This is a genomic window from Streptomyces sp. NPDC059851 (assembly GCF_042732005.1).
Lineage (GTDB): Bacteria > Actinomycetota > Actinomycetes > Streptomycetales > Streptomycetaceae > Streptomyces.
The window spans coordinates 75,554-97,946 of record NZ_JBHWJJ010000016.1; the positions used below are offsets into that span (position 1 = coordinate 75,554).

The 22,393-nt window shown below is 72.1% G+C and carries 24 protein-coding genes and 1 pseudogene; 5 read left to right on the plus strand and 20 right to left on the minus strand.

Features of this window, described 5'->3' with window-relative positions; translation table 11 throughout:
• Nucleotides 1-313 precede the first annotated feature (313 nt).
• The 10 genes from ACFV7Q_RS08190 to ACFV7Q_RS08235 are packed head-to-tail and all read right to left on the minus strand — an operon-like array spanning nucleotide 314 to nucleotide 11,557.
• Nucleotides 314-1,732 (minus strand): ABC transporter ATP-binding protein, encoded by a 1,419-nt coding sequence (locus tag ACFV7Q_RS08190; RefSeq protein WP_385425132.1) that lies wholly within the window; start codon nucleotides 1,730-1,732, stop codon nucleotides 314-316.
• On the minus strand, nucleotides 1,729-2,547 hold the full coding sequence (locus ACFV7Q_RS08195) for an ABC transporter permease (RefSeq protein WP_385425135.1): 819 nt from the start codon (nucleotides 2,545-2,547) through the stop codon (nucleotides 1,729-1,731). The genes ACFV7Q_RS08190 and ACFV7Q_RS08195 overlap by 4 nt, the downstream gene beginning before the upstream one ends.
• Nucleotides 2,544-3,491 carry an ABC transporter permease gene (locus ACFV7Q_RS08200; RefSeq protein ID WP_385425138.1) on the minus strand — a complete coding sequence of 316 codons (948 nt, stop codon included), beginning with the start codon at nucleotides 3,489-3,491 and terminating at the stop codon, nucleotides 2,544-2,546. The genes ACFV7Q_RS08195 and ACFV7Q_RS08200 overlap by 4 nt, the downstream gene beginning before the upstream one ends.
• On the minus strand, nucleotides 3,488-5,068 hold the full coding sequence (locus tag ACFV7Q_RS08205; RefSeq protein ID WP_385425141.1) for an ABC transporter substrate-binding protein: 1,581 nt from the start codon (nucleotides 5,066-5,068) through the stop codon (nucleotides 3,488-3,490). Before ACFV7Q_RS08205 ends, ACFV7Q_RS08200 begins: the two co-directional genes overlap by 4 nt.
• Nucleotides 5,065-5,889, minus strand: a complete 825-nt coding sequence (locus ACFV7Q_RS08210; RefSeq protein ID WP_385425144.1) for a class I SAM-dependent DNA methyltransferase — start codon at nucleotides 5,887-5,889, stop codon at nucleotides 5,065-5,067. The genes ACFV7Q_RS08205 and ACFV7Q_RS08210 overlap by 4 nt, the downstream gene beginning before the upstream one ends.
• On the minus strand, nucleotides 5,886-7,217 hold the full coding sequence (locus ACFV7Q_RS08215; protein WP_385425147.1) for an MFS transporter: 1,332 nt from the start codon (nucleotides 7,215-7,217) through the stop codon (nucleotides 5,886-5,888). Before ACFV7Q_RS08215 ends, ACFV7Q_RS08210 begins: the two co-directional genes overlap by 4 nt.
• On the minus strand, nucleotides 7,214-8,278 hold the full coding sequence (locus ACFV7Q_RS08220) for a dipeptide epimerase (RefSeq protein ID WP_385425149.1): 1,065 nt from the start codon (nucleotides 8,276-8,278) through the stop codon (nucleotides 7,214-7,216). Before ACFV7Q_RS08220 ends, ACFV7Q_RS08215 begins: the two co-directional genes overlap by 4 nt.
• Nucleotides 8,275-9,378, minus strand: a complete 1,104-nt coding sequence (locus ACFV7Q_RS08225) for a PLP-dependent cysteine synthase family protein (RefSeq protein ID WP_385425151.1) — start codon at nucleotides 9,376-9,378, stop codon at nucleotides 8,275-8,277. The genes ACFV7Q_RS08220 and ACFV7Q_RS08225 overlap by 4 nt, the downstream gene beginning before the upstream one ends.
• Nucleotides 9,379-9,392: 14 nt before the next feature.
• Nucleotides 9,393-10,250, minus strand: coding sequence for a Rossmann-like domain-containing protein (locus tag ACFV7Q_RS08230; RefSeq protein WP_385425154.1), 858 nt, complete (start codon nucleotides 10,248-10,250; stop codon nucleotides 9,393-9,395).
• A gap of 32 nt (nucleotides 10,251-10,282) precedes the next feature.
• Nucleotides 10,283-11,557: an ATP-grasp domain-containing protein gene (locus tag ACFV7Q_RS08235; RefSeq protein WP_385425157.1), complete on the minus strand. Its 1,275-nt coding sequence runs from the start codon at nucleotides 11,555-11,557 to the stop codon at nucleotides 10,283-10,285.
• A gap of 123 nt (nucleotides 11,558-11,680) precedes the next feature.
• Between ACFV7Q_RS08235 and ACFV7Q_RS08240 the strand changes: the two genes are divergently transcribed.
• Complete coding sequence (locus ACFV7Q_RS08240; RefSeq protein ID WP_385425159.1) at nucleotides 11,681-12,301, plus strand: GNAT family N-acetyltransferase; 621 nt, start codon at nucleotides 11,681-11,683, stop codon at nucleotides 12,299-12,301.
• Here ACFV7Q_RS08240 and ACFV7Q_RS08245 read toward each other — a convergent pair.
• The 9 genes from ACFV7Q_RS08245 to rpmG form a co-directional block, all read right to left on the minus strand.
• Entirely contained in the window at nucleotides 12,294-14,480 is a 2,187-nt protein-coding gene (locus ACFV7Q_RS08245; RefSeq protein WP_385425162.1) for a heavy metal translocating P-type ATPase, read from the minus strand. The two genes, ACFV7Q_RS08240 and ACFV7Q_RS08245, sit on opposite strands and share 8 nt — an antisense overlap.
• A gap of 2 nt (nucleotides 14,481-14,482) precedes the next feature.
• Complete coding sequence (locus tag ACFV7Q_RS08250) at nucleotides 14,483-14,782, minus strand: DUF1490 family protein (protein WP_385425165.1); 300 nt, start codon at nucleotides 14,780-14,782, stop codon at nucleotides 14,483-14,485.
• 90 nt (nucleotides 14,783-14,872) lie between these two features.
• Nucleotides 14,873-15,781, minus strand: a complete 909-nt coding sequence (locus ACFV7Q_RS08255; RefSeq protein WP_385425195.1) for a metal ABC transporter permease — start codon at nucleotides 15,779-15,781, stop codon at nucleotides 14,873-14,875.
• A 32-nt stretch (nucleotides 15,782-15,813) separates the two neighbouring features.
• On the minus strand, nucleotides 15,814-16,701 hold the full coding sequence (locus ACFV7Q_RS08260) for a metal ABC transporter ATP-binding protein (protein WP_385425168.1): 888 nt from the start codon (nucleotides 16,699-16,701) through the stop codon (nucleotides 15,814-15,816).
• Nucleotides 16,701-17,606: a metal ABC transporter solute-binding protein, Zn/Mn family gene (locus ACFV7Q_RS08265; RefSeq protein WP_385425171.1), complete on the minus strand. Its 906-nt coding sequence runs from the start codon at nucleotides 17,604-17,606 to the stop codon at nucleotides 16,701-16,703. The genes ACFV7Q_RS08260 and ACFV7Q_RS08265 overlap by 1 nt, the downstream gene beginning before the upstream one ends.
• A 119-nt stretch (nucleotides 17,607-17,725) precedes the next feature.
• Nucleotides 17,726-17,962, minus strand: coding sequence for a 30S ribosomal protein S18 (gene rpsR, locus ACFV7Q_RS08270; protein WP_219664496.1), 237 nt, complete (start codon nucleotides 17,960-17,962; stop codon nucleotides 17,726-17,728).
• Nucleotides 17,963-18,033: 71 nt separating this feature from the next.
• Complete coding sequence (locus ACFV7Q_RS08275) at nucleotides 18,034-19,185, minus strand: CobW family GTP-binding protein (protein ID WP_385425175.1); 1,152 nt, start codon at nucleotides 19,183-19,185, stop codon at nucleotides 18,034-18,036.
• On the minus strand, nucleotides 19,185-19,430 hold the full coding sequence (locus ACFV7Q_RS08280; protein WP_366857970.1) for a type B 50S ribosomal protein L31: 246 nt from the start codon (nucleotides 19,428-19,430) through the stop codon (nucleotides 19,185-19,187). Before ACFV7Q_RS08280 ends, ACFV7Q_RS08275 begins: the two co-directional genes overlap by 1 nt.
• 40 nt (nucleotides 19,431-19,470) lie before the next feature.
• Nucleotides 19,471-19,635: a 50S ribosomal protein L33 gene (rpmG, locus tag ACFV7Q_RS08285; protein ID WP_037929581.1), complete on the minus strand. Its 165-nt coding sequence runs from the start codon at nucleotides 19,633-19,635 to the stop codon at nucleotides 19,471-19,473.
• Nucleotides 19,636-19,701: 66 nt separating this feature from the next.
• Between rpmG and rpmB the strand changes: the two genes are divergently transcribed.
• The 4 genes from rpmB to ACFV7Q_RS08305 all read left to right on the plus strand — a co-directional run bounded on the left by rpmB (nucleotide 19,702) and on the right by ACFV7Q_RS08305 (nucleotide 21,782).
• Nucleotides 19,702-19,938, plus strand: a complete 237-nt coding sequence (gene rpmB / locus ACFV7Q_RS08290) for a 50S ribosomal protein L28 (RefSeq protein ID WP_219664489.1) — start codon at nucleotides 19,702-19,704, stop codon at nucleotides 19,936-19,938.
• A complete protein-coding gene (rpsN, locus tag ACFV7Q_RS08295) occupies nucleotides 19,938-20,243 on the plus strand; it encodes a 30S ribosomal protein S14 (RefSeq protein WP_385425180.1) in 306 nt (101 codons plus the stop codon). The genes rpmB and rpsN overlap by 1 nt, the downstream gene beginning before the upstream one ends.
• A 191-nt stretch (nucleotides 20,244-20,434) precedes the next feature.
• Nucleotides 20,435-20,605 (plus strand): 50S ribosomal protein L32, encoded by a 171-nt coding sequence (gene rpmF / locus ACFV7Q_RS08300; RefSeq protein WP_037929589.1) that lies wholly within the window; start codon nucleotides 20,435-20,437, stop codon nucleotides 20,603-20,605.
• A 4-nt stretch (nucleotides 20,606-20,609) separates the two neighbouring features.
• Nucleotides 20,610-21,782, plus strand: coding sequence for a GTP-binding protein (locus tag ACFV7Q_RS08305; protein WP_385425183.1), 1,173 nt, complete (start codon nucleotides 20,610-20,612; stop codon nucleotides 21,780-21,782).
• A 373-nt stretch (nucleotides 21,783-22,155) separates the two neighbouring features.
• Here ACFV7Q_RS08305 and ACFV7Q_RS08310 read toward each other — a convergent pair.
• Nucleotides 22,156-22,393: pseudogene (locus ACFV7Q_RS08310) on the minus strand (IS5/IS1182 family transposase); the annotation flags it as partial.

A 22,393-nucleotide genomic window follows, 5' to 3' on the forward strand; every position in this document is an offset into this window, starting at 1 on the left:
CCATTGCTTGGGGTGGGCGTTGCTCTCCGAGCAGCACCCACCCCAGACAGTCACCGTCATCGTTGACATGTCACGGGGGATCGGAGCCGGAGAAACTGCTGGTCAGAGACGGTTCAGCGGCACCGCTTGTGGCATGTTTCGGGGCCCGAGCGTCAAACGAGCGTCACGGTCAACGGGTGTCGGCCTTCGCTGTCGGATGCACGGTCAGGCGCCGAAACCTCTCCGATGAGGCCGAAGCCGACCGCGACAAACCACCACGGCGCGCGTTGCGCCCTCACCACCGGGCGGGTGACCGCCGTGGCCCTCGAGCGTGTCAATCCGGGCCTGCCCCGTACGTGACCAGTCGGCCGGCGTCGAGGACCGCGGTTCGGTCGGCCAGGGTGTCGGCAGCTGCCAGGTCGTGGGTGATGAACACCAGGCTGAGCGCGTTCCGCTGCCGGAGCCGGGACAGAAGCGTGAAAATCGCGTCGCGGGTGGTGGGGTCGAGGCCGGAGGTGATCTCGTCGCAGACCAGGACTGCGGGCTCGGCCAGCAGTGCCCTCGCCAGGGCGGCACGTTGGAGCTCTCCGCCCGAGAGCGCGCCCGGGCGGCGCAGGGTCAGGCCTTCGGCCATCCCCAGCTCCTCCAGGGTCCGTACGGCGGCACGGCGGGCGGTGTCCCGGGCGGCGCCGCGCAGCCGGACGGCCGTGCGGGCGACCTGGTCGAGGACCGGCCGGTGCTCGTCGAAGGCCGCTTTGGGGTCCTGGAACACGTACTGGACGGCCGCCAGTTCGGCGCGCGTGCGGGCACGGAGGCTGCGCGGCAAAGGGGCCCCGTCGAGCAGGACCGTCCCGTCGTACGCGGAGTGCAGGCCGGCCAGGCACCGGCCCAGGGTGGTCTTGCCGCTGCCGGAACGGCCGACCACGGCCAGGCACTCCCCCGGGACGGCCGACAGCGTCATGCCGTGCAGTACGGGAGTGGTGCCTCCCGCGGTCCGGTGCCGGGCAGTCAGGTCCCGTACTTCCCATCGTGCTCCGCCGACGGGTGAGATAGGTCGTGGCCGGTGCGCCGCCGGCTTCGCGGGGGTGGGCAGCACCGCGTCCGCCGGGCCACGGTCCACGACCCGGCCTCCCCGCAGCACGACCGCCTCGTCGGCCAACTGCCGTACGACGTCCCAGTCGTGGCTCAGGAGGACCAGGGCGATGCCCTGCCGGGCGACGTCGGCCAATGCCTCGACGACGCCCTGTTTGGTGACCGGGTCCTGGCCCGTGGTGGGTTCGTCGGCGACGATCACCTTGGTCCCCAGGAGCAGTGCCTGTGCGATGACGACCCGCTGCTGCTGGCCCCCGGAGAGCTGGTGGGGGTAGCGGCGCAGCACCGTCGCGGGGTCGGGCAGCTGGGCCAGGCGCAGGGCGTGCTCGACGCGGCCCTGGATTTCGCCGCGGGTTCCGCCCTGTCGGGCGGCGATGTCCCTCAGGAGCGCTCCGGCGCGGCGGGCGGGGTTGAGGACGGCGGCGGGGTGCTGGGGTACGTAGCCGACGGAGCCGGGTCCCGGGGTCCGGATCCGGCCGTCGACCCGGGCACCGGGCGGGAACTCGCCGAGCAGGGCGCGTCCGGTGGTCGTCTTCCCGCTGCCGGAGGGCCCGACGAGGGCGGTGATCCGGCCGGCGCGGGCCGTCAGGCTCACCCCGTCGACGAGTGTGCTGCCGGCCACCTCAACGCGCAGCCCTTCCACTTCCGCGACCGGATTCATCCCCGGCCTCCTTTCCTGGCGGCCTTGGCTGCCGGTGTGTGCAGGGCGGCGTCGAAGAGCAGGTTGGTGCCCATGGACAGGGCCGCGATGAGGATGGCGGGCACCACCACGGCCCACGGCTGCAGGAAGAGGCCCGCGCGGTTGCGGTCCACCATCACCGCCCAGTCGGCGGCGTCGGGCGCGACGCCGATCCCGAGGAACGCGGCTGTGGCCACCAGGTACAGGGCGCCGGTCAGCCGGATCCCGGCGTCGGCGGCGAGGGTCCGGCGCATGGAGCGGGCCACGTAGCCGATCGCCGTACGCCACCAGGACTCGCCCTGCATCCGCAGGGCTTCGACGGCGGGCCGGGAGGCTATCTCGGCCGCCGCCGCGTGCACCACGCGCGCGGCGTCGGGTACGGCGGCCAGTCCGACCAGGGCCGCCAGTCCGGCCGGCCCCGGGGTGAGCGTCGCCGCCACCAGCAGCACCAGCAGCAGCGAGGGCACGGCGATCAGTACGTCGAGGGGCCGCATGAGGACCTCCTCCAGCCAGGTGCGGCGGGTGAGTGCGGCGGTCAGCCCGAGCGGGACGGCGACGAGGTAGGCCAGGCCGGTGGCCGCGAGCGCCACGAGGACCACGGAGCGGCCGCCGAGCAGGACCTGCCGCCAGACGTCCCGGCCGCTGAAGTCGGTGCCCAGCACGTGCCCGGTGCCCGAGGCGAAGGAGACCGAGCGGGGTCCGGCCGGTCCGGCGAGTATCGGTCCGAGGGCGGCCAGCAGCAGGGGCACGGCGATGAGCCCCACGGCGAGCGCGTACCTGGGTGCGTGGCGCCTCATGCGGCCACCTCCGCGCGGGGGGCGAACCGCCGGGCGACGAGGTCGGCCCCGAGGTTGGCCAGGACGGTGACCGTGCCGAAGACGACGGCCATGCCCTGGACGACGGGCACGTCCCGGGCGGCGACGGCGTCGATGAGCACGGTCCCCAGGCCCGGGATGACGAAGAGGGCCTCGACGACGATCACTCCGCTGAGCAGCCAGTCGCAGGTCCGGGCCAGTTGCTGGGCGGCGGGAGCGAGGGCGTTCGGCAAGGCGTGCGTCCAGCGGACGCGCGCGCCGCTCACGCCGTAGCGCAGGGCCTGGGCGACGTACGGCGAGGCCATCGCCTCGATCATCCCGGCCCGCACCAGGCGGCTGATGGTGCACACGGGCCGGGCGACCAGCACGAGGACGGGCAGGACCAGTACGGCCGGCTCGGTGAGCGGGTCCGCGCCGACGGCGGTGGGCGGCAGCCAGCCCAGCCACAGCCCGAACACGGCGGCCAGCAGCACGCCGAGGGCGAACTCGGGTACGGAGTGCACGGCCAGGGTCAGCGCGCTGAGGGTGCGGTCCAGCGGGCCGCCCTCACGGCGGGCGCACAGCACGCCGAGCCCTGCCGACAGCGGCAGCAGCACGACGAGGGTGGCGCACGCGAGCACCACCGTGGGCCCGAGCCCGCCGGACAGGTAGCCGGAGACGGGCCGCCCGCTGACGAGCGAGGTGCCGAGGTCGCCCCGGAGGAGTCCGGCGGCCCAGTCCAGGAAGCGTTCGGCGGCGGGTCGGTCCAGGTCCAGGGCCGCGCGGATACGGGCGATGCGCTCCGGATCGGGCTGGTCGCCGGCCAGGGCAACGGCCGCGTCCCCGGGCAGGGCCTCGGTGAGCACGAAGACGAACAGGACGACGGCCGCCGTCTGCCCCAGACCGAGGAGCAGGCGGCGGCCGACCCAGGAGAGGTGGAGGGTCACGCGAGCCAGATCTTGTCGAAGCGGGCCCAGTCGAGGGTGTTGGCGGGGGCCTTGGCGGATACGCCGTGCACGGTGGGTGCGGTGGCGACGATCCAGTCGGCGAAGCCCCAGATCAGGAAGCCGCCTTCGTCGTGCAGGCGGCGCTGCATGCGCTCGTAGAGGGCGGCCCGCTCCTTCTCGTCGCGGGTGGACTGGGCCTGCTGGTACAGGTCGTCGAAGTCCTTGTGCTGCCACTTGGTGGCGTTGGTGGTGGAGCCGGTGAGCAGGCGCTGCGAGATGTGGGACTCGATGGGCATGGACCCGGACCGGTAGGAGGCGAAGGTCCCGTTGTTCAGGATGTCCTTCCAGTAGGTGTCCTTGTTGCCGACCTTGACCTCGATGGTGACGCCGGCCTTGGCGGCCTGATCCTTGAAGATGCCGGCGGCCTCGACCAGGCCGGCACCGGCGGGGGCCGTGTCGAGCGTGACCTTGAGGTTCTCCGCCCCGGCCTCCTTGAGCAGGGCGCGGGCCCGCTCCAGGTCCTGGGTGCGCTGCGGAAGGCCGGACGCGTAGTACTGGTAGCCCTTGCCGAAGAGGTCGTTGCCGATCTCTCCGGCGCCGGAGAGGGCTCCGTCGACGAGTTCCTTGCGGTCGGCGATGAGGAAGAACGCCTGGCGGACCCGCGGGTCGTTGAACGGGGGCCGGTCGGTCTTCATCACGAAGCCCTGCATCGAGCTGCCGGGGAGGCGGATGACCTCGATCTTCCCCTTGCCCTCGTGGGTGCGGGCGGTGGCGGGGCTGAGCTCGTGGGCGTACTGGACCTGGCCGCCGAGCAGGGCGCCGGCCCGGGCCGACTCCTCGGTGGCGACGACGATTTCGAGCTGGTCGAGGTGGGGTGCGCCCTCCCAGTAGGCGTCGTTGCGCTTGACCACCAGGGACCTGCCGGGTGTGAAGGAGCCGAAGGTGAACGGGCCGGATCCGACGGGCTTGTCGAAGGAAGTGGTGTCCTTCGGGACGATGTAGGCGCCGAACGCGGCCAGTACGTTGGGGAATTCGGCGTACGGGCGCTTCAGCTTGAACTCGATGGTGGAGGCGTCCAGGGCTCGGCTGGCCGCGAGGTCGATGGGCTCCAGGGATGCCTTGGCCCGGAAGGTGCCCTGGGGGTCGGCGATCCGGCGGTAGCTGTAGAGGACGTCCTCGGCGGTGACCGGGCGGCCGTCGTGGAAGGAGGCCTTGCGGAGAGTGATCTTCCAGGTGTCGAGGGCCTCGTTGGGCTCCCAGCGCTCGGCGAGCCGCGGTACGGGGGCGAGGTCGGCGCCGAAGTCGGCGAGCTTGTCGTAGAGGGCCTTGGCGCGGGCTGCGTCGACGAACAGGTTGGCGGCGTGCGGGTCGAGGGTCTCACTCGCCCCGCCGCCGGCGAAGGCGGCGCGCAGCGTGCCGCCGCGCTTGGGGGTTCCGGCCTCGGCAGCGTTCTTCTTGTCGGCGGTCTTGCCTGTTTCGGTTGCGCAGCCGGCGGTGAGGGCGAGGGCGGCTGCCGTGGCGGTGGCGGTGGCGAGGAGGAAGCCTCGGCGGGGGAGGCCGGAGCGGGGGCTGTTCACGGTGTGGTGTCTCCGTTGCTGTGCTGGGGGTGGTTCGGGGGAGTGAGCCGGGCGACGAGGTGCAGGCGGTCGGAACTTGTGGTTCCTTGCGGGGAGTCGCCTTCACGCCAGGGCGGTTCGGTACGCGGGCCGGAGCGGTCGTACAGGTCCAGGACCTCGAAGCCGGCGGTCGTGAGGAAGTACCGCAGTTCCTGGGGGAACAGCAGCCGCCAGGCGGAGTGCTGCTCTTGTGGCGGTGTTCCGTCGTCGGCGGTCCAGGTGCGGCTGCGGCGCAGGAGTTGGGCACCGTGGTCGATCCACAGGGTGGTGTGGGAGGTGTGCGTGGTGCCGCGCCAGTCGATGGAGGCGGTGCGCGGCCCGTCGAGGAGTTCGGTGTTGCCGAGGAAGAAGGCGCCGTTGCGCATCTCCGCGATGAGCAGCCCGCCGGGGACGAGGTGGCGGCGGCAGGCGGCGAGGCAGGCGGTGAGGTCGTCGTTGGTGTGGCAGTAGAGCAGCGCGCTGTCCAGGCAGAGGACGGCGTCGAAGGTGCGGCCGAGTTCAAAGTCCCGCATGTCGGCGCGGTGGTAGTCGGGGCCGGAGTGGCGGCGGCGGGCGTGGGCGAGCATCGCCTCGGCGGTGTCGATGCCGGTGACACGGCGTCCGGCATGGTGGTGCAGCCAGGCCGCGTCGCGGCCGGTACCGCAGCCGATGTCCAGAACCCGCGGTCCCGCACCGTGTCGGCGCAGGGTGTCCTCGGCCCAGCGGGCGGCGAGGCGGTCGGGGTCGGGGAAGCGCTCTTCATAGAGCTCGGGGTGGTCGGTGAGGAGGTTGCCGGTGCTCATCTGGTCTCGCTCAGGGGACGGGGGTCGGTGTGCGGGGCGGCGGATTCCACGTCCGGGTGCGGGTCCGGGTCGCGGTCCCCGGAAACAGAGGCGATCGGCGTATCCACCGCGGTGGCGGGCAGGGACCGGCGCCGGTGCAGCCGGGTGACGGCAGCCGCCGATGTGAGGCCGAGGGCGGTACAGCAGGCGTACGGCAGCCACGCCGGGCCCGTCTGCGCGGCCGTGTCCATGGCCCAACCGACGCCGGCTCCCGCGCCCGCGGCGGCCACTCCGGACACGGCGTAGAACAGGCCGTAGAAGGTGCCGGTGAGCTCCGCGCGGCCGAACGCGGGGATCAGCTCCATGACGAACGGCTGGGCGGTCATCAGCCCGAGGTGCAGCAGCAGCGCCCCGGCCAGGACCGGCAACAGCCGCGCCGGGTGCTCCCCCGTCGCCCCGGCCACCAGCATGGGCGGTACGAAACCGAGCCCGCTGACGGCCAGCCCGGCGGCGATCCAGCGGCCGCGACCGCCGCCCCGTGCGGCCAATCGGCGGGTGAGGCGCAGCTGGAACAGGAGGTTGGCGAGGGTCCCGGCGGCGAAGAGCAGCCCGACCGCGCCCGCCCAGCCGGTGGCCTGCCTCGCGGCGTTCGGGAGCAGCAGGTAGAGCTGGCTCTCCATGCCGTACATGCCGACCATGGCGAGCGCGAAGGCCACGAACCGGCGGTTGCCCGCCGCCTCCCGCCAGTCGCCGAGGACGGAGCCGGCCGGACGCGGCACCGCGCGGGCGGGCAGCACGGCGGCCTGGGCGACGGTGAGAAGTGCGAACACGCCCGCCGCAGTGAGCGCCGCCACCCGGAAGCCGCCGAACAGCAGCAAGCCGCCCAGCAGCGGACCGAGCAGTGCCCCGGCCGTGGCGAACACGTTGAACAGGGCGAACGCCTCGGCCTTGCGGTCGCCGGACTCCTGGGCGACGTACGTCCGTACGGCCGGGTTGAACAGGGCCCCGGCCAGCCCGCTCAGGACGGATGCGGCGATCAGCACGGGCAGCGCGTCGCCGAGGGCGAACAGCGAGAAGCCGAGGGTACGCAGGCCGCAGCCCGCGATGATCACGCCGCGGGCCCCGAGGCGGTCTGCCGCTGAGCCGCCGATCAGGAACAGGCCCTGCTGGCTGAGGTTGCGCAGTCCCAGAACCAGGCCGACCACCGCCGCGGACATTCCGAGGTCGTCGGTGAGGTGGGTGGCCAGGTAGGGGATGAGCAGGTAGAAGCCGGTGTTGACGCCGAGCTGGTTGATCAGCAGAAGCCGCACGGCCGGTGGGAAGCCGCGCACCGCTGCGAGGGTTCTCACTGTGCGGCCCCTGCGGGTATGCCGGCACGGCGAAGGACTCCCAGCCCGCCGCGTGCGGCGGGGCGTACGGTGCCGTCGGCGCCGCCGATCCCGGCCCACGGATCGTCGGCGAGGAGCAGATGCCCGTCGAGGTCGACCCAGCGGGCCCGGTCGATCAGGTGGACGGCGGGCGCGATGCCGAGCGAACTGGCCGTCAGGCAGCCGAGCATGAGGTCGGTGCCGCTGCCGCTCAGGGCGTCGTGGATGCGCAGCGCTGCCCGTACGCCGCCGCACTTGGCGAGTTTGACGTTGACCCCGTGGACCCGGCCCGCGAGGGCGGCGGCATCCTCGTAGGAGACGGCATCCTCGTCGGCGATCACCGGGACCGGGGAGGCGACGGCGACCCGTGCCAGGGCGTCGGGCCGGCCGGCGGCGATGGGCTGTTCCACGGCGGTGACGCCGAGGGCGGCGAAGCGGGGCAGCAGTGCGTGTGCCTGCTCCTCGGTCCAGGCGCCGTTGGGGTCGAGCAGCAGATCCGCGGCGGGCGCTCCTTCGCGGACGGCCTCGACGCGGGCGAGGTCCTCGGCCGGGTCGGGGGATCCTGCCTTGACCTTGAGTACGGTGAATCCGGCCGCGGCGAGCCGGCTTGCCTGTGATGCGGCGGGGACGGGCGCGACGATGCCGATGGTGCGGGCCGTCGCTGCCGACGGGGGCAGCGGGCTGCCGAGGAACTGGTGCGCGGGCTGCCCGGCCCGTTTGCCGGTGAGGTCCAGTACGGCGGCCTCGACCGCGGCGAGGACTCCGGCGGGCAGGCCGGCGCCGAGGATGCCGGCGGGGGCGATTTCGTCCCATGCGGTCTCGGGGTCCGGCAGGCGCTCGACGGCCGGGCGCAGGGCGTTCAGGTGGCGCAGGATGTCCGCGGTGGGCAGCCCGAGGTATCGGCTGCTGACGGCCTCCCCCCAGCCGCTCAGCCCGCCGTGTTCCAGGCGGACCCAGACGGCGTCGCGGCGGGCCATCACGGAGCGGGCGATGCGCAGCGGCTCCGCCAGTTCCAGGGAGGCGGTGTGCCAGGTGAGCTTCACACGGCACCTCCGGGGGCCGGAACGTAGGCGGATGGGCCGGGCGCGGTGACGGGATCGACGACGGTGCGGCAGCGGGTCCAGCCGAGGGCCTCGGCGGCGCGCGGGTGCGGGATCTCCAGCGGGCGGGTGGCCGGGGCGGTGGCGGTGAGGCCGTGGGCGTGGCAGAAGTCGTCGTCGTAGACGGTGCCGAGGTAGCGGTGCGGACCGTCGGGGAAGACGGTGGCGACGACGGCGCCGGGCTCGGCCCTGGCGGCCCACGCGGAGACCAGGGCGACGGCGCCGGTGCTCCAGCCGCCGCTGACGAAGCTGCCCCGGGCGAGTCGGCGGCAGGCGTCGACAGCCTCGGCGGGGCCCACCCAGTGCACCTCGTCGAAGACGCCGTGCCGGACGTTGCGGGGGTGGATGCTGCTGCCGAGTCCGCGCATCAGGCGCTGCCGGGCGGGCTGTCCGAAGATGGCGGAGCCGACGGAGTCGACGCCTATCACCTTCAGCCGGGGCCAGCGGCGGCGCAGCGGGCCGACCAGTCCCGCGCTGTGCCCGCCGGTGCCCACGCTGCACACCAGGACGTCCAGGTGGTCGAGCTGGGCGATCAGTTCCGCAGCCATCGACCGGTAACCGGCCGGGTTGTCCGGGTTGTTGTACTGGTCGGGCCAGTACGCGTCCTCGGTGCGGGCCAGGACCTCGCGCAGCCGGGCGATGCGGGCGGCCTGCCAGCCGCCTTGGGCAGCCGGGCGGTCGACGAGCTCCAGGCGGGCGCCGTGCGCGCGAAGCAACTGCCGCATGGACGGTTCGAGTTCGGTGTCGCCGACGAGGATGACGGGGTGGCCGAGGGCCTGCCCGGCGAAGGCCAGCCCGATGCCCATCGTGCCGGAGGTGGACTCCACGACGGGGGCGCCTGGGGACAACTCGCCACGCCGTCGGGCGCTGGTCAGCATGGACATCGCCGCGCGGGCCTTCATGCCGCCGGCGCTGAGGCATTCGAGCTTGGCCCAGAAGCCGGGATGGGAGTGGGGAAGGTCGGTGTGGATACGGGCGAGGGGGGTGCGCCCCAGCAGGGGCAGGAGACCGGGGTTGGCGTCAGCCGCGTCGGACCTGGGCATGGGCGGGGCGAGGGTCACGGCCGGCCTCCGTAGCGGTGGATGACCCCCGGGCCGCCGTCGAGCCAGAAGAACGGATACGGCTCGGCGGACACCGCGCTCACTCCGGCTCCGAGGAAGCGGGGCAGGACGGCGCTGCCGGTCTGGGCGAACATCACAAGGGGTTTGCCGGTCGCGGCGGCGTGGTCGAGCAGTCCCTGGAAGCTGCCGTTGCCCAGGGTCATGCCGGAGGCGAGAACGGCGCCGCAGCGTTCGAGGTGGGCGGCCGCGTCGGTCAGGACGGGCTCACCCCACTCGGTGGTTCCACCCTTGAGGTCGCACGGCAGGTAGTTGCGGCTCCGCGAACGCAGCTGCTCCAGAAGCGAGTTCACCACTCCGACCACCAGGACCGGGCGGCGTTCGCCGGGCCCGGAGGCGTCGATGGGCAGCAGGTCCACGACGGCACGGGCGCGGGCCATCGAGCGGCTCAGCGAACTGCCGGCCGGCAGAGGATGCGGGCGGGCGCCGTACTCCGGCGTGTGAGGGCGTACGTGGGCCAGGTAGGCGTCGAGGGCCGCGATCCGCACCGGTAGGAGCGGATGGCCGAGGAGGTCGGCGATGGTGGCGCCGACACAGTCGTCGAGGGCGCCCGCGGGCAGTGCCCCGGGCTCCACGGCACACGATCCGACGGCCGCGCCGAGGCGCACGCTCAGGACCTCGTTGCGGTAGCCGCTGCTGCGCCCTTCGTGCCGGACGGCCTGGGCGGTGGTGAACGCGAGTGAGATCCGCTCGTGGGCGGGGTCGAGGCCGTACGCCCCGGCGCGAACACGATCGAAAAGCTGATCGACGCTCCGGACGACAGGGTCGCCCTGCGCGTGCTCGCGCGTCGGGGACACTTCGGTTCCAGGCGTGTGCAGAGCAGGCGCGGTCACGCGGGCACCGCCGCGGTGGGCTCGTAACAGGGGCGCAGGCCGGCCAGCAGCCGCTCGGCGGCGGCGCGGGCGCCGCCGCCCTCGGTGTCGGCCGTCATGACATGGCCGAGGTACTCGTTGTTGCTGGTGGCGGCCCGCACGCTGCGGCCGGCTCCGGCAAGGGTGAGCTCCAGCACCTCGGGCCGGGCGCGGACGGCCTCCGCCCCCTCGATGCCGGCGAGGGTGCCGGCGGTGTCGGGCAGGAGGAAGGCGATGGCTGCGCTGCGCACTCCGGTCGACCGCGGCGCGAGATCGGGCACGCGGCCGAGGGCCACGTCCACGCAGGCAGTCGCCAGGTCCACGCCCGTGACATGGCGGACGAGTTCGGTGATGCGGTTCCCGGCCGGGCGGGGGTTGACCTCGACCAGCCGGGGCCCGTCGGGCGTCAGTTTGATCTCGGTGTGGCAGACCACCTGGTCCAGGCCCAGCGCCTTGACGGCCCGCAGCGCGGTCTCGGCGGCCTCCGACGCCAGGGCCTCGGCGATGCCGGCCGGGAACATGTGGCCGGTCTCGATGAAGGCGGGCGCCCCTCCGATGCTCTTGTCGGTGACGCCCACGACATGGGTGGCTCCGCCGAAGGAGACGGTCTCGACGCTGACTTCGGGCCCGTGCAGCAGTTCTTCGAGCAGGATGACGGGGGCACGGTCCTGGCCGCGGGCGTTGACCGGGAACTCGGTGAGGGCCTGGCAGGCGAGCTCCAGTTCGCGCTCGTCGGCCACCGCGCGGACCAGCATGCCCGCACACAGGTCCACCGGCTTCACGACGAGCGGGTAGCCGATCTCGCGAGCGGCCACCACCGCCTCCCCGGCACCCTCGCAGAGCGCGAACCGAGGCCCCGCCACACCGGCTTCGGCGAGTGCACGGCGCGTCAGGTCCTTGCGGCAGGCCGCCTCGACCGCCTCCGGGGCAGGCCCGGGCAGGCCGAGCCGCCGGGCGGTGTGAGCGACGGCCGGCAGGTAGTAGTCACACGAGGAGACCACCCCGTCGAAGCCGAGGACGGCGTGCAGACCTTCCAACCGGTCGAGCAGGGCACCCGTGTCGTTGGTGTCCGCCGTGATGACGTTGCGGGCCGTGAGCAGCGGGTGGGGCCCCTCACCCGCGGGGGCGGAGCGCAGGTAGTGGTGCAGGTCGCGGGTGACGAAGGTGAACTCGTGCCCGTCCTCGCGGATCGCCCTGGGCAGCAGCCTGCTCATCGATCCCACCCAGCTTTCGATCACCAGCAGATGTCCCACCGGACTTCCTCCCAGACTGCCGTCGGCTCTGTGCGACGCAGACGTTATAGGAAATCGTTTTCATTTCCAATACGACAGTTTTCCGATAGCCTGCGGCCCCCGGAGCACGAGAGGCGGAGTGGGATGACAGAGCTGACACCTGATCAGAGGGTTGGGCCGTACACGGTGCGGCACGCGAGATGCGAGGACCTGCCCGGTGCCCGGAGCGTCATGCTGGACACCTTCTACCGGGAGTTCGGCTACGGGTACGTGCCGGACTGGCACCCCGACGTCGTCGACCTCGACGGCACCTACCTGCGCCATCCCCGGCACACCCTCGTCGTCGCCGTACGCGACGACGGCGAGGTGGTCGGCACCACCGCGCTCAACTCCCGCGGCCCCGCCCACCCGCCGCACCCGCGCAGCCTCGTCGAGCGCTACCCCTCGGGACCGACCGCGCAGCTGCTGCGTGTCTACGTGCGCCCCGAGCACCGGCGGCACGGGCTGGCCCGGGCGATGGTGCACACCGCATGCGCGTTCGCCGCGGCCGTACCGGGCTACGAGCGCATCTACCTGCACACGAACGTCGACATCCCCGGCGCAGAAGGCTTCTGGCGCAGCCTGGCCACCGAGATCTTCGACGCCCGCACCACCGGCGAGCACGGCGGATTCGGAACCGTCCACTTCGAGATGCCGCTCCCGGCACCGGGAGTGGATCCCGGGCCGGTGACGGGACCGGGCCTGGAGCCGGCCGGCGTCATGTGACCCGTCGTTCCTCCAGAGGCGCCGGCCTGAGCGCGTCCTCCTCCACCCGGGGCAGGTGCGGAGTGTGGTTGACCAGGCGGGCGGAGTTGCCGACGACCGCGATGCTGCTGGTGTTGTGCAGCAGCGCCGCCAGCACCGGATTCATGGAACCGCCCGCGCCCGCGACCAAGCCGAGCAGATTGACGCCGATGGCGAGCCCGTAGTTCTGCCGTACGACGCGCAGGGTGTGACGGCTCAGCTCGACCACGGCCGCGACCTGGCGCAGGTCGTTGCCCGCGAGCGCGATGTCCGCGGTCTCCAGGGCGACATGGGAGGAGTGCTCGCCCATCGTGATGCCCACGTCCGCCAGCGCCAGTGCGGGGGCGTCGTTCGTTCCGTCGCCGACCATCGCCACGGTGTGGCCCTCGGCCTGGAGGTCGCGGATCAGCTGGAGTTTCGCCTCCGGAAGGGCGTGGGCGTGCACTTCGGTGATGCCGAGGGCGTCCGCCACGACCTGGGCGGTTTCCGGGGCGTCACCGGTGAGCAGTACCAGGCGCGAGACGCCCAGGTCGCGCAACTGCCGGACGACGATGTCGGCGCCCGCCCGCACGGCGTCCGAGACCCCGAGAAGGCCAATGAACTCCTGGTCCTGCGCCAGGCAGATGACGGTCTCACCGCCGCGGCGCAGGTGGTCGGTCCAGCCCTGGGCCTCCTCGGTGAGTTCGATGCCGTGCCGGCGCAGCAGCGCGGGGCTGCCCACCAGGAGGCGGGTGCCGTCGAGTTCGGCGCGCATGCCCATGCCGAGGACTACCTCGCAGGCCTGGTGGAGCGGCACGTGGAGGTGCTGTTCCTCGGTGTGGGCGACGATGGCCTGGGCGAGGGGGTGGCGGGCGTGGAGCTCGCCGGAGGCGGCCAGGCTGAGCACCTCGTCGGCGCCGAAGCGCTCGCTGAGGGTGACGACGCTGGTGACGAGGGGGCGGCCGAAGGTGAGGGTGCCGGTCTTGTCGAAGACCACGGCCGTGACCCGGCCGATGCCTTCCAGGTGGGTGCCGCCCTTGATGAGGGTGCCGCGGCGGGCTCCGTTGCCGATGGCGGCGCTGATGGCGGTCGGTGTGGCCAGGCCCGCGGCGCAGGGGCAGGCGATCAGCAGCATCGTCATCGCCCGCCGCGCGTCGCGCGTGACGGCATACGTCAAGGCGGCCAGGGCGAAGGAGACCGGGACGAAGCGCTGGGTGAAGCGGGTGGCGACGGTCTGGATCGGGGCCCGGTCGGTCTGGGCCTCCTCGACCCGGGTGATGATCCGGCCGACGGTGGTGTCCCGGCCGACGGAGTCGGCCCGGACGGTGAGGGAGCCGGAGGTGACGATGGTGCCCGCGTAGACGTGGGCGCCTTCGCGTGCGTAGACGGGGAGGGCTTCGCCGGTGACGGCGGCCTGGTCGACCAGGGCCTCGCCGCCGGTCACGTGTCCGTCGACGGGGATGCGGTGGTGCTCGTACACGGCGACGACGTCGCCGGGCTCCAGCTCCTCCAGGGGCACCTCGACCTCCACGCCCTCGCCCCGGACCAGCCACACCCGCTCCTCGCCGATGGTGAGCAGGTCCTCGATGGCGCGGCGGGTGCGGCGCAGGGTGAGCGTCTGCAGGAATTCGCCGATGTTCAGCAGCCACAGCACGGTCAGGGCGACCACGTTCTCGCGCAGGACCAGGGAGATGACGGTGGCTGCGGTGACGAGCGTGTCGGTGCCGGGGCTGCTCCTGCCGCGCAAGGTGCGCAGGGCACCGCGGAAGAACGGCAGGCCGGTGAAGACGGTGATCACGCCGAGGAGGCCGGAGGAGCCGACGCCGATGCGGGGCCGGGCGAGCAGGCGGCGCAGCGCGACGAAGGCGAGAACGGCCCCGCCCACGACGAGACGGGCGATCTCGCCGGTGGAGGAGTCGGGAACCGACCGGGTGGCCTTGGCAGGAGCCGACGGGGGCGGGGCCTCCTCCAGGGAGGCGACCAGCGCGTCCACGTCCAGGTCCTCGGGCGCCACCCAGATCACGACGCTGCCGGTGCGCGGAAAGATCCGCAGGGCCCGAAAACCACTGAGGCCGGCCAGGCGGTCGTCTACGAGGCCCGCGCAGCCGGGCCGGTCACGAAGCCAGGGGACGCTGAGCCGGACCCGTCCCTTCGCCACCGAGCGGACAAGTACCCCGGACATGATCAGTGCTCATGGCCGTGGTCGTCGTGGTCGACCTTCACCGCGGAGGGCGGCGGAACCTCCTCGCCCAGCGAGGTACGGGCCTCCGCGAGCATGTCCCCGGCCTTGAGCCGGGCCTCCTCGGCGGCCGAGTTCAGCCACCGGCTCGCCACGATGCCGCCCGCGATGCCTCCCACCAGCGCCTTGCGCGCGGTGGGCGCGGCGTCGGGCAGCTTTTTGATGAGGAGCGCACCCACCACACCGGACACCGCGTAGTGGACGAGCTTGCCGGCGGCCGCGCCGACGATGGCGAGGGGATGCATGAACGCCTCCTTCCGTGCCGCTCCCGGAGGAGCGAAACGGATCTCTCCTCCAGTCTGGCCCCGGTCGGCCCCCACGGTCGAGCGGGCCGGTCAGACGACCGCCGCGGACCGCCTCTCCGCAGGCAGAGCGGTCCTGGACGCCCGGGCGGCACGCCGGGAGCCCGCGATCCGGCAGGCCAGATAGATCAGGAAGGCGAGCGTGGTGACGTACGGGCTGATGGGGATGGCACTGCCCAGCGCGAGCAGGATCCCTCCCTCCATGGCCACCAGGGCGAAGACCACGCTGAGGACGGGCAGCAGCACCGGGGAAGCCGTCAGCCGTGCCGCGGCGGCCGCAGGGGTCACGAGCAGGGCGAGCACCAGGAGGGCACCGATGATCTGCACGCACAGGGCCACCGCGAGCCCGAGCACCAGCATGAACACCAGCGACAGCGCCCGGACCGGCACCCCACGGGCCTCGGCCACATCGGGGTCGGCGCTCGCGAAGGTCAGCGGCCGCCAGATCAGGGCGAGTGCCACCAGCACGACCGCGGACGTGCCGGCCAGCCAGGCCATCTGGGGGGTGTCGACAGCGATGATCTGGCCGGTCAGGATCCCGAACTTGTTGGCCGCCCGTCCCTTGTAGAGCGCCAGGCACAGCACACCCAGCCCCAACCCGAACGGCATGATGATCCCGATCACCGAGTTCCGGTCGCGGGCCCGCACTCCCAGAAGGCCGATGGCCGCCGCGGCGAGCAGAGAGCCCACGATGGACCCGGCTACGACGTTGACGCCGGCCAGCAGGGCCGCGGCCGCGCCCGCGAAGGACAGCTCACTGATGCCGTGCACGGCGAACGGCAGGTCCCGCATGATCACAAACGTCCCGGCCAGGCCACCCACCAGGCCGACCAGCGCCCCGGCGAGTAGCGAGTCGCTGACCAGCGCGAGCAGCTCCGCGTAGTCGGCGAAGTTGAAGATCTGCTGCCAGATGCCCGGATCCGCGCCGTCGTCGGGGGCCATGACCGGTACGAGGGCTGGCTCGGCCGGCGCGCTCAGTGCGCCCATGGCGTTCTGCCGCCGTTCGGCCGCGCGGAGTGATGGGCATCCGTGGCGGCATCCGGCGCTCCCACGACGACCACCCGGCCGCGCACACGGACCACGTCCACGTGTGTCCCGTACAGCTGCGACAACACCTCCGTGGTCATCACCTCCTCCGGCGGGCCGACCCGGAACCCGCCCGCCGCCAGGTAGAGCACCCGGTCCGCCGGCCCCAGGACGGGGTTGATCTCGTGCGTCACGAACACCACTGCGGTGCCGGCCGCTCGTCGCCGCCGGTCCACCAGGCGGATGACCGTGCGCTGGTGCTGGAGGTCCAGGGACAACAACGGCTCGTCGCACAGCAGGACCCGCGGATCCGTGGCCAGCGCCTGGGCGATCCGCACGCGCTGCTGCTCGCCACCCGAGAGCCGTCCGATCGGGGTGTCCGCGTACGGCAGGGCGCCGACTGAGTCGAGGAGTTCGTCGACCCTGCGGCGGACCGCACCGGGGGTGATCGGCAGCCCCCATCGGTGCCCGTCCAGGCCGAGGCGCACCATGTCACGGGCCCGCAGCAGCGTATGCGCGGGAAGCGAGTTCTGCTGCGGGACGTACCCGACCAGGCCGCGCGCCCGGTCCGGTGGGCGGCCGAGAACCGACACCTGACCCGCCGTGAGCGGCTGCCGTCCCAGGAGGATGCGCAACAGGCTCGTCTTGCCCGAACCGTTCGGCCCCAACACCGCCAGGAACTCCTCAGGGCGCACATCGAGGTCCATGCCCTGCCACAGGACGCGCTCGCCATAGGCGAGGGCGGCCCCGCGCAGGCTGATCGCCGGCGGGCCGCTGTCCGGCTGTGCTCCGCTGTCCGGCCGGGACAGCGGCGCCAGGGCCTCCCTGCGGTCCATCACCGGTCCAGGGCACGTTCGATGGCGGCGATGTTGTCCGTCATCCAGCCGACGTAGTCCTTGCCCGGCGGGAGCGTCTCAGTCACCGGCACCACGGGAACCCTGTTGTCCTCAGCGGCCTTCCTGACTCTCTCCGTCTGGGGGCCGGTGGTCTGCTCGTTGTAGACCAGGGCCTCGACACGGTGATCGGTGAACAGGGCGAGCGTCTGCTGCAGGGCCCTGGGCGGAACGTCGTCGCCCTCCTCGATGGCCTCGCTGAAGGCCGCGGGAGTCTTGTTGACCAGCCCGCACGCCTCCGTCAGATAGAGCGGCACAGGCTCGGTGACCGCCACGGGGGCGCCCGGGTGACGGCTCTCGATCCGGTCCGTACGCGCCTGAAGTCCGGCCAGCTCGTCCTTGAACACCTGCGCGTTCTTGCGGAAGACCTCCGCGTCGCCCGGTGCCGTCCTGCCCAGGGCCTGGGCGATGCGGTCGGCGAGGCGGCCCACCGTCGGCAGGTCGTACCAGACGTGCTCGTTGAACTCCCCCGCGTCATTGGCCTCCTTGCCCGAGACCTGGACGGCATCGATCACCTCGGCCGAGGAGTTGTCCGAGCTCCGCAGCATCCGGCCGACGAACTCGTCGTAGCCGCCGCCGTTCTCGACGACGACCGCAGCACGGGAAAGCTCCAGCTGGGTGCGGGTACTGGCCTCGTAGGAGTGCGGATCCTGTGCCGGATCGCTGATGATCGACACGACGGCGACACGCCCTCCCCCGACCTGCCGGACGATGTCCCCGTACACATTCGTCGAGGCGACCACCGGGATCGGCGAGGGGGCCGCGTATCCGGGCCCGCCCCACGCGCACACGACCGCCAGCGACAGCCCGAGAACCACCCCCGGCGCGTGGATCGACAGGCCACGCATTCCAGCCTCCCTGTGCGAGGGAAAGCGAAATGGCAATCACTTGGATTATCCCCCCGCGCGGCCGAGCTCTCCAGTGGAGGACCTGACCGCCACCGCGATCACCGCTCGCCCGGTTTCCGTCAGCGACCGGCGTACGGCAGCAAGGCCATCTCGCGCGCGTTCTTGATGGCGGCGGCGAGGGCCCGCTGCTGCTGGGCCGTCACCCGAGTCACGCGCCGGCTGCGAATCTTCCCCCGGTCGGAGATGAACTTCCGGAGCAGGTCGGTGTCCTTGTAGTCGATGTAGGTGATCCCTGCGGCGTCGAGCGGGTTGGGCCGGGACTTGACCGGCTTGTGGGGAACGGGGCGTCGGGCCATGGTGGCGTCTCCTTGACTGAACGTTTCGATGACGGCCTCGTCGGGCCGTGGGCAGGTGGTGGGTACGGAAGTCAGGCGGCGTCGAGGAGGGAGTCGAAGGCGGTGGGCAGGTCCTTCCAGGCCTCGCGCCCCGACAGGTACTCCGCGTCCGTCAACAGGCAGGAGTCGAGGAGCCGTTCCAGCCCGTCCCGGTCAAGGCCCGGCGACGTGAAAACCAGGTGCTGGCAGCAGTCGCCGTGCTCGGGGTGCCAGTCCAGGGCCGCAGCAGCCCGCCGCATCGGGGGGACCATGTCCCACGCCGCGTCGGGCAATGACGCCAGCCACGGGCCGGCACTCTCGACACACAGCGCGCCGCCTGCGGCGTCCCAGGCCAGCAGGGTGTCGGGGCGGTCGGCGAGCCAGAACCTGCCACGGCTGCGGGCCGCCGCACAGCACAGGTCCTCCAACGCCTCGTACAGACGCTCGGGATGGAACGGCCGTCGGCGGTGCCAGACCAGCGTGGTCACGCCGGCCTCGTCCGCCTCCTGCGGCAGCAGCGCACACGCCGGGTGCTGCGCGGCCGCCGCGGCCTCGACGTCGAAGCCGGCGAACGCGGCCCGGGCGAGTTCGACGGAAGCGACCGGTACGCGCCGTGCGGTGGGGTGCAGTTGAGCGAGCAGTGCCCGGTCCTCGTCGTCGGCTTCCTCGCTGTCGACGAGGGCGAGGACCGGCGCGTACTCCAGCTGGCGGGCCCAGGTGTCGCCGACGGTCCGCTGGTCGGTGGGGGCTGCGGCGAGGCCGGCTTCGGCCAGGTCGTCACCGTTGGCCAGGCAGGGCAGGACGAGGGCGGGATCCACGGCGGTGATCACGTTCGTCAGCACAAGACGGTCCGCGCCGTACCCGGCGACGACCTCTGCCATGGCCTTCGGTTCGACCGAGTCCCACAGCTCGACCACGGCGAGCCGGGTCAGGCCGCTGTCCGCCAACCGCTCCAGTTCCGGGACGAGGTCCTCACGCAGGGCGCAGCACGCGCAGTCGTTGACCAGCGGTGTCTCACCGCGGGAGAGGGGGCCGGAGGCATCGCGGATCAGGCGGAGCACGGTACCGTCGGGCGCAGCGGACAGGTCGTGGTGCAGCGCCACACTCCCGGGAACGGTCCGCAGGAGCTGATCGACGACCTCCCTCCGGGCCTCGGAGTGCATCCCGGCGACGATCACGACGGGGAGCTGGCGCTCGCCGTCCATCACCGGGCTCCGTAGCGGCGCTGGAACTTCTCGACGCGGCCGGCGGTGTCCATGACGCGCGCAGTGCCCGTGTAGAAGGGGTGGCTGGCGGAGGAGATCTCCACGTCGACGACCGGGTAGGTGTTGCCGTCCTCCCAGTCGACCGTCTTGTCGCTGGTCATCGTGGAGCGGGTGAGGAAGGCGGTACCGGAGGCGGTGTCGCGGAAGACGACGGGGCCGTATGCGGGGTGGATTCCGGGCTTCATGGCAGGAACCTTTCGGCGGTGGGGCGGGGTTGCGGGGCGGTCAGCGCTCTTCGCGGAAGTCCACGTGGCGACGGGCGACGGGGTCGTACTTGCGCAGCACCAGCCGGTCGGGGTCGTTGCGCCGGTTCTTGCGGGTGACATAGGTGAATCCGGTGCCCGCCGTGGAGCGGAGCTTGATGATCGGGCGGATCTCGTTGCGTGCCATGGCGCAAGTATATGACAATGGTTTCCATTACCAACACGTACGCCCACTGAGAGAGGCGGCAGATCCATGTCGGCCCACTGCCAACTGACCGGCGCCAAGCCGGGATTCGGCAACAACATTTCCCACTCCCACCGGCGCACCTCACGCCGCTTCGACCCGAACATCCAGCACAAGCGCTACTGGCTGCCCAGCGAGGGGCGCCACGTACGCCTGACACTGAGCGCCAAGGCGATCAAGACCGTGGACGCGATCGGCATCGAGGCCGCCGTGGCCCGGATCCGCGCACGAGGAGGGAAGGTCTGATGGCGAAGAAGAGCAAGATCGCGCAGAACGAGAAGCGCAAGGAGATCGTCCAGCGCTACGCCGCCCGGCGGGCCGAACTCAAGGAAATCATCCGCCGGCCGTCCTCCAGCACGGCCGACCGGGACGCCGCCCTCACTGAGCTGCGCCGGCAGCCGCGCAACGCCAGTGCCACCCGCGTACGCAACCGCGACAGCGTGGACGGCCGCCCCCGGGGCTACCTGCGCAAGTTCGGGCTCTCCCGCGTACGGGCGCGACAGCAGGCGCACGCGGGATTCCTGCCCGGAGTGACCAAGTCGTCCTGGTAGCCGAGACCAGCCGCACGCGCACCGGAGTCATCTATTGAAAATGATTACCGTTAGAGGTTAGGGTGCGTCGGTCCGCGTGCGGCACCCCTACGGGCAAGCAAGGGGGGCTCCGCGGGGTGCCGCACGCGGACTCACGAGTCAGCCGTGCCGTCACGGCGGAACAAGCAATCAACCGAGGCGAGGAGCTTCACATGGCCGTCCCCAAGCGGAAGATGTCCCGCAGCAACACCCGTCACCGCCGCGCCCAGTGGAAGGCGACCACGCCCCAGCTGGTGCCGGTCACCGTCGACGGCTCCGTCTACCAGGTCCCCCAGCGCCTGGTGAAGGCGTACGAGCGTGGCCTCATCCATCCCGAGGGCTGATCCCGTGGCGTCGTACGACCGCCTGCCGGTGACCGTTCTGTCCGGTTTCCTCGGTGCGGGAAAGACCACCCTGCTCAACCACGTCCTCGGCAACCGCGAGGGCCTCCGCGTCGCGGTGATCGTCAACGACATGAGCGAGGTCAACATCGACGCCGCGCTCGTGCGCGGCGGCGAGGCGGCACTGTCACGGACCGAGGAACGGCTGGTCGAGATGACCAACGGGTGCATCTGCTGCACCCTGCGCGACGACCTGCTGGAGGAGGTCGACCGTCTCGCCCGCGAGGGCCGCTTCGACTACCTGCTCATCGAGTCCAGCGGCATCTCCGAGCCCATGCCGGTCGCCGCGACCTTCTCCTTCCCCCGGGACGACGGCGCCACCCTCGGCGACCTCGCCCGCCTCGACACCATGGTCACCGTCGTCGACGCCGCGAACTTCCTGAGGGAGCTCGAAGGCGGGGACGAACTGGCCGCGCGCGGACTGGCCGCCTACGAGGACGACGAGCGCACCATCAGCGACCTGCTCGTCGACCAGGTCGAGTTCGCCGACGTCATCGTCCTCAACAAGCTGGACCTGGTGGAGCCGGACCAGGCCGCACGCCTGCGGGCCGCGCTGACCCGACTGAACCCGGCCGCCCGCGTCCTGCCCGCCGTACGCGGGCACGTGGCCCTCGAACACATCCTGGGCACCGGCCTGTTCGACGTCGAGAAGGCGCAGCAGGCGCCGGGCTGGGTCCAGGAACTCAACGGCGACCACATCCCCGAGACCGAGGAGTACGGAATCTCCTCGGTCGTGTTCCGGGCCGACGCGGCCTTCCACCCGGGCAGGCTGTGGACGTTCGTCACCAAGGGCCTGGACAGCGGCACCTTCGGGCGGATCCTGCGCTCCAAGGGCTTCTTCTGGCTCGCCAGCCGCCCCCGCGTGACCGGCCTGTGGTCCCAGGCCGGCGCCGTCGCCCGCTTCGAACCCTCCGGCACCCGCGGACCCGGCACCGCGCAGGGCCAGGAACTGGTCTTCATCGGCACCGGGCTGCGCCACGAAGCCCTCCTGGCGGCGCTGGACGCCTGCCTGCTCGCGCCAGGCGAAGCCGTACCGGCCGGTGACGAGTTCCCCGCCTGGGAGACGTACGGAAACGACGAGGCCTGCGACGTCCACGAGCACGCCGCAGAGGCAGCCTGAAACTCCGGGCTGGGATGGGGGTCCCCCTTGCTCGAGCGAAGCCGAGAGCTTGGGGGAGGTCGCAGCCACGGCACCGCCCGGCCCGGCCCCGCCCGGGGGCACTGCCAGCTCACTCATCCCCGGCACGTTCACCAAGCCGGTCGTCGAAGCGGTAGGAGACCCGCACCCTGCGTTTCACCGAACTGCGAGGCGAGGTCGAGGGCATCAGCCGCAAGATGCTCACCCCCAAAACCTGGGAAGCAGTCAGCGGGAGTCTTCTCAATCGGACCACTCGCAGTGGATTCGGCCGTGCCGCGGCAGCGGTGTCATCAGTCGAGCCGGGCCTGTCCGGAAGCCTATGGGCCGACACTAGGGCCTGTTGTGAAAGTGCTGGTCATAGCCATTCGTTGATGGCTGCGACCAGCACGGTCGCTTCGTAGCGGACGGCGAGTTTGTCGTACCGGGTGGCGACGGCCCGGTGGCGCTTGAGGCGGTTGATGCCGCACTCGACTGCGTGCCGCTGTTTGTAGTCGTCCTTGTCGAACTTCGGCGGCCGCCCGCCGCGTGAACCGCGCTTGAGGCGGTTGCGGACCCGGTCCGCGGGCACGGGAATGGTGGCCTTGATTCCGCGT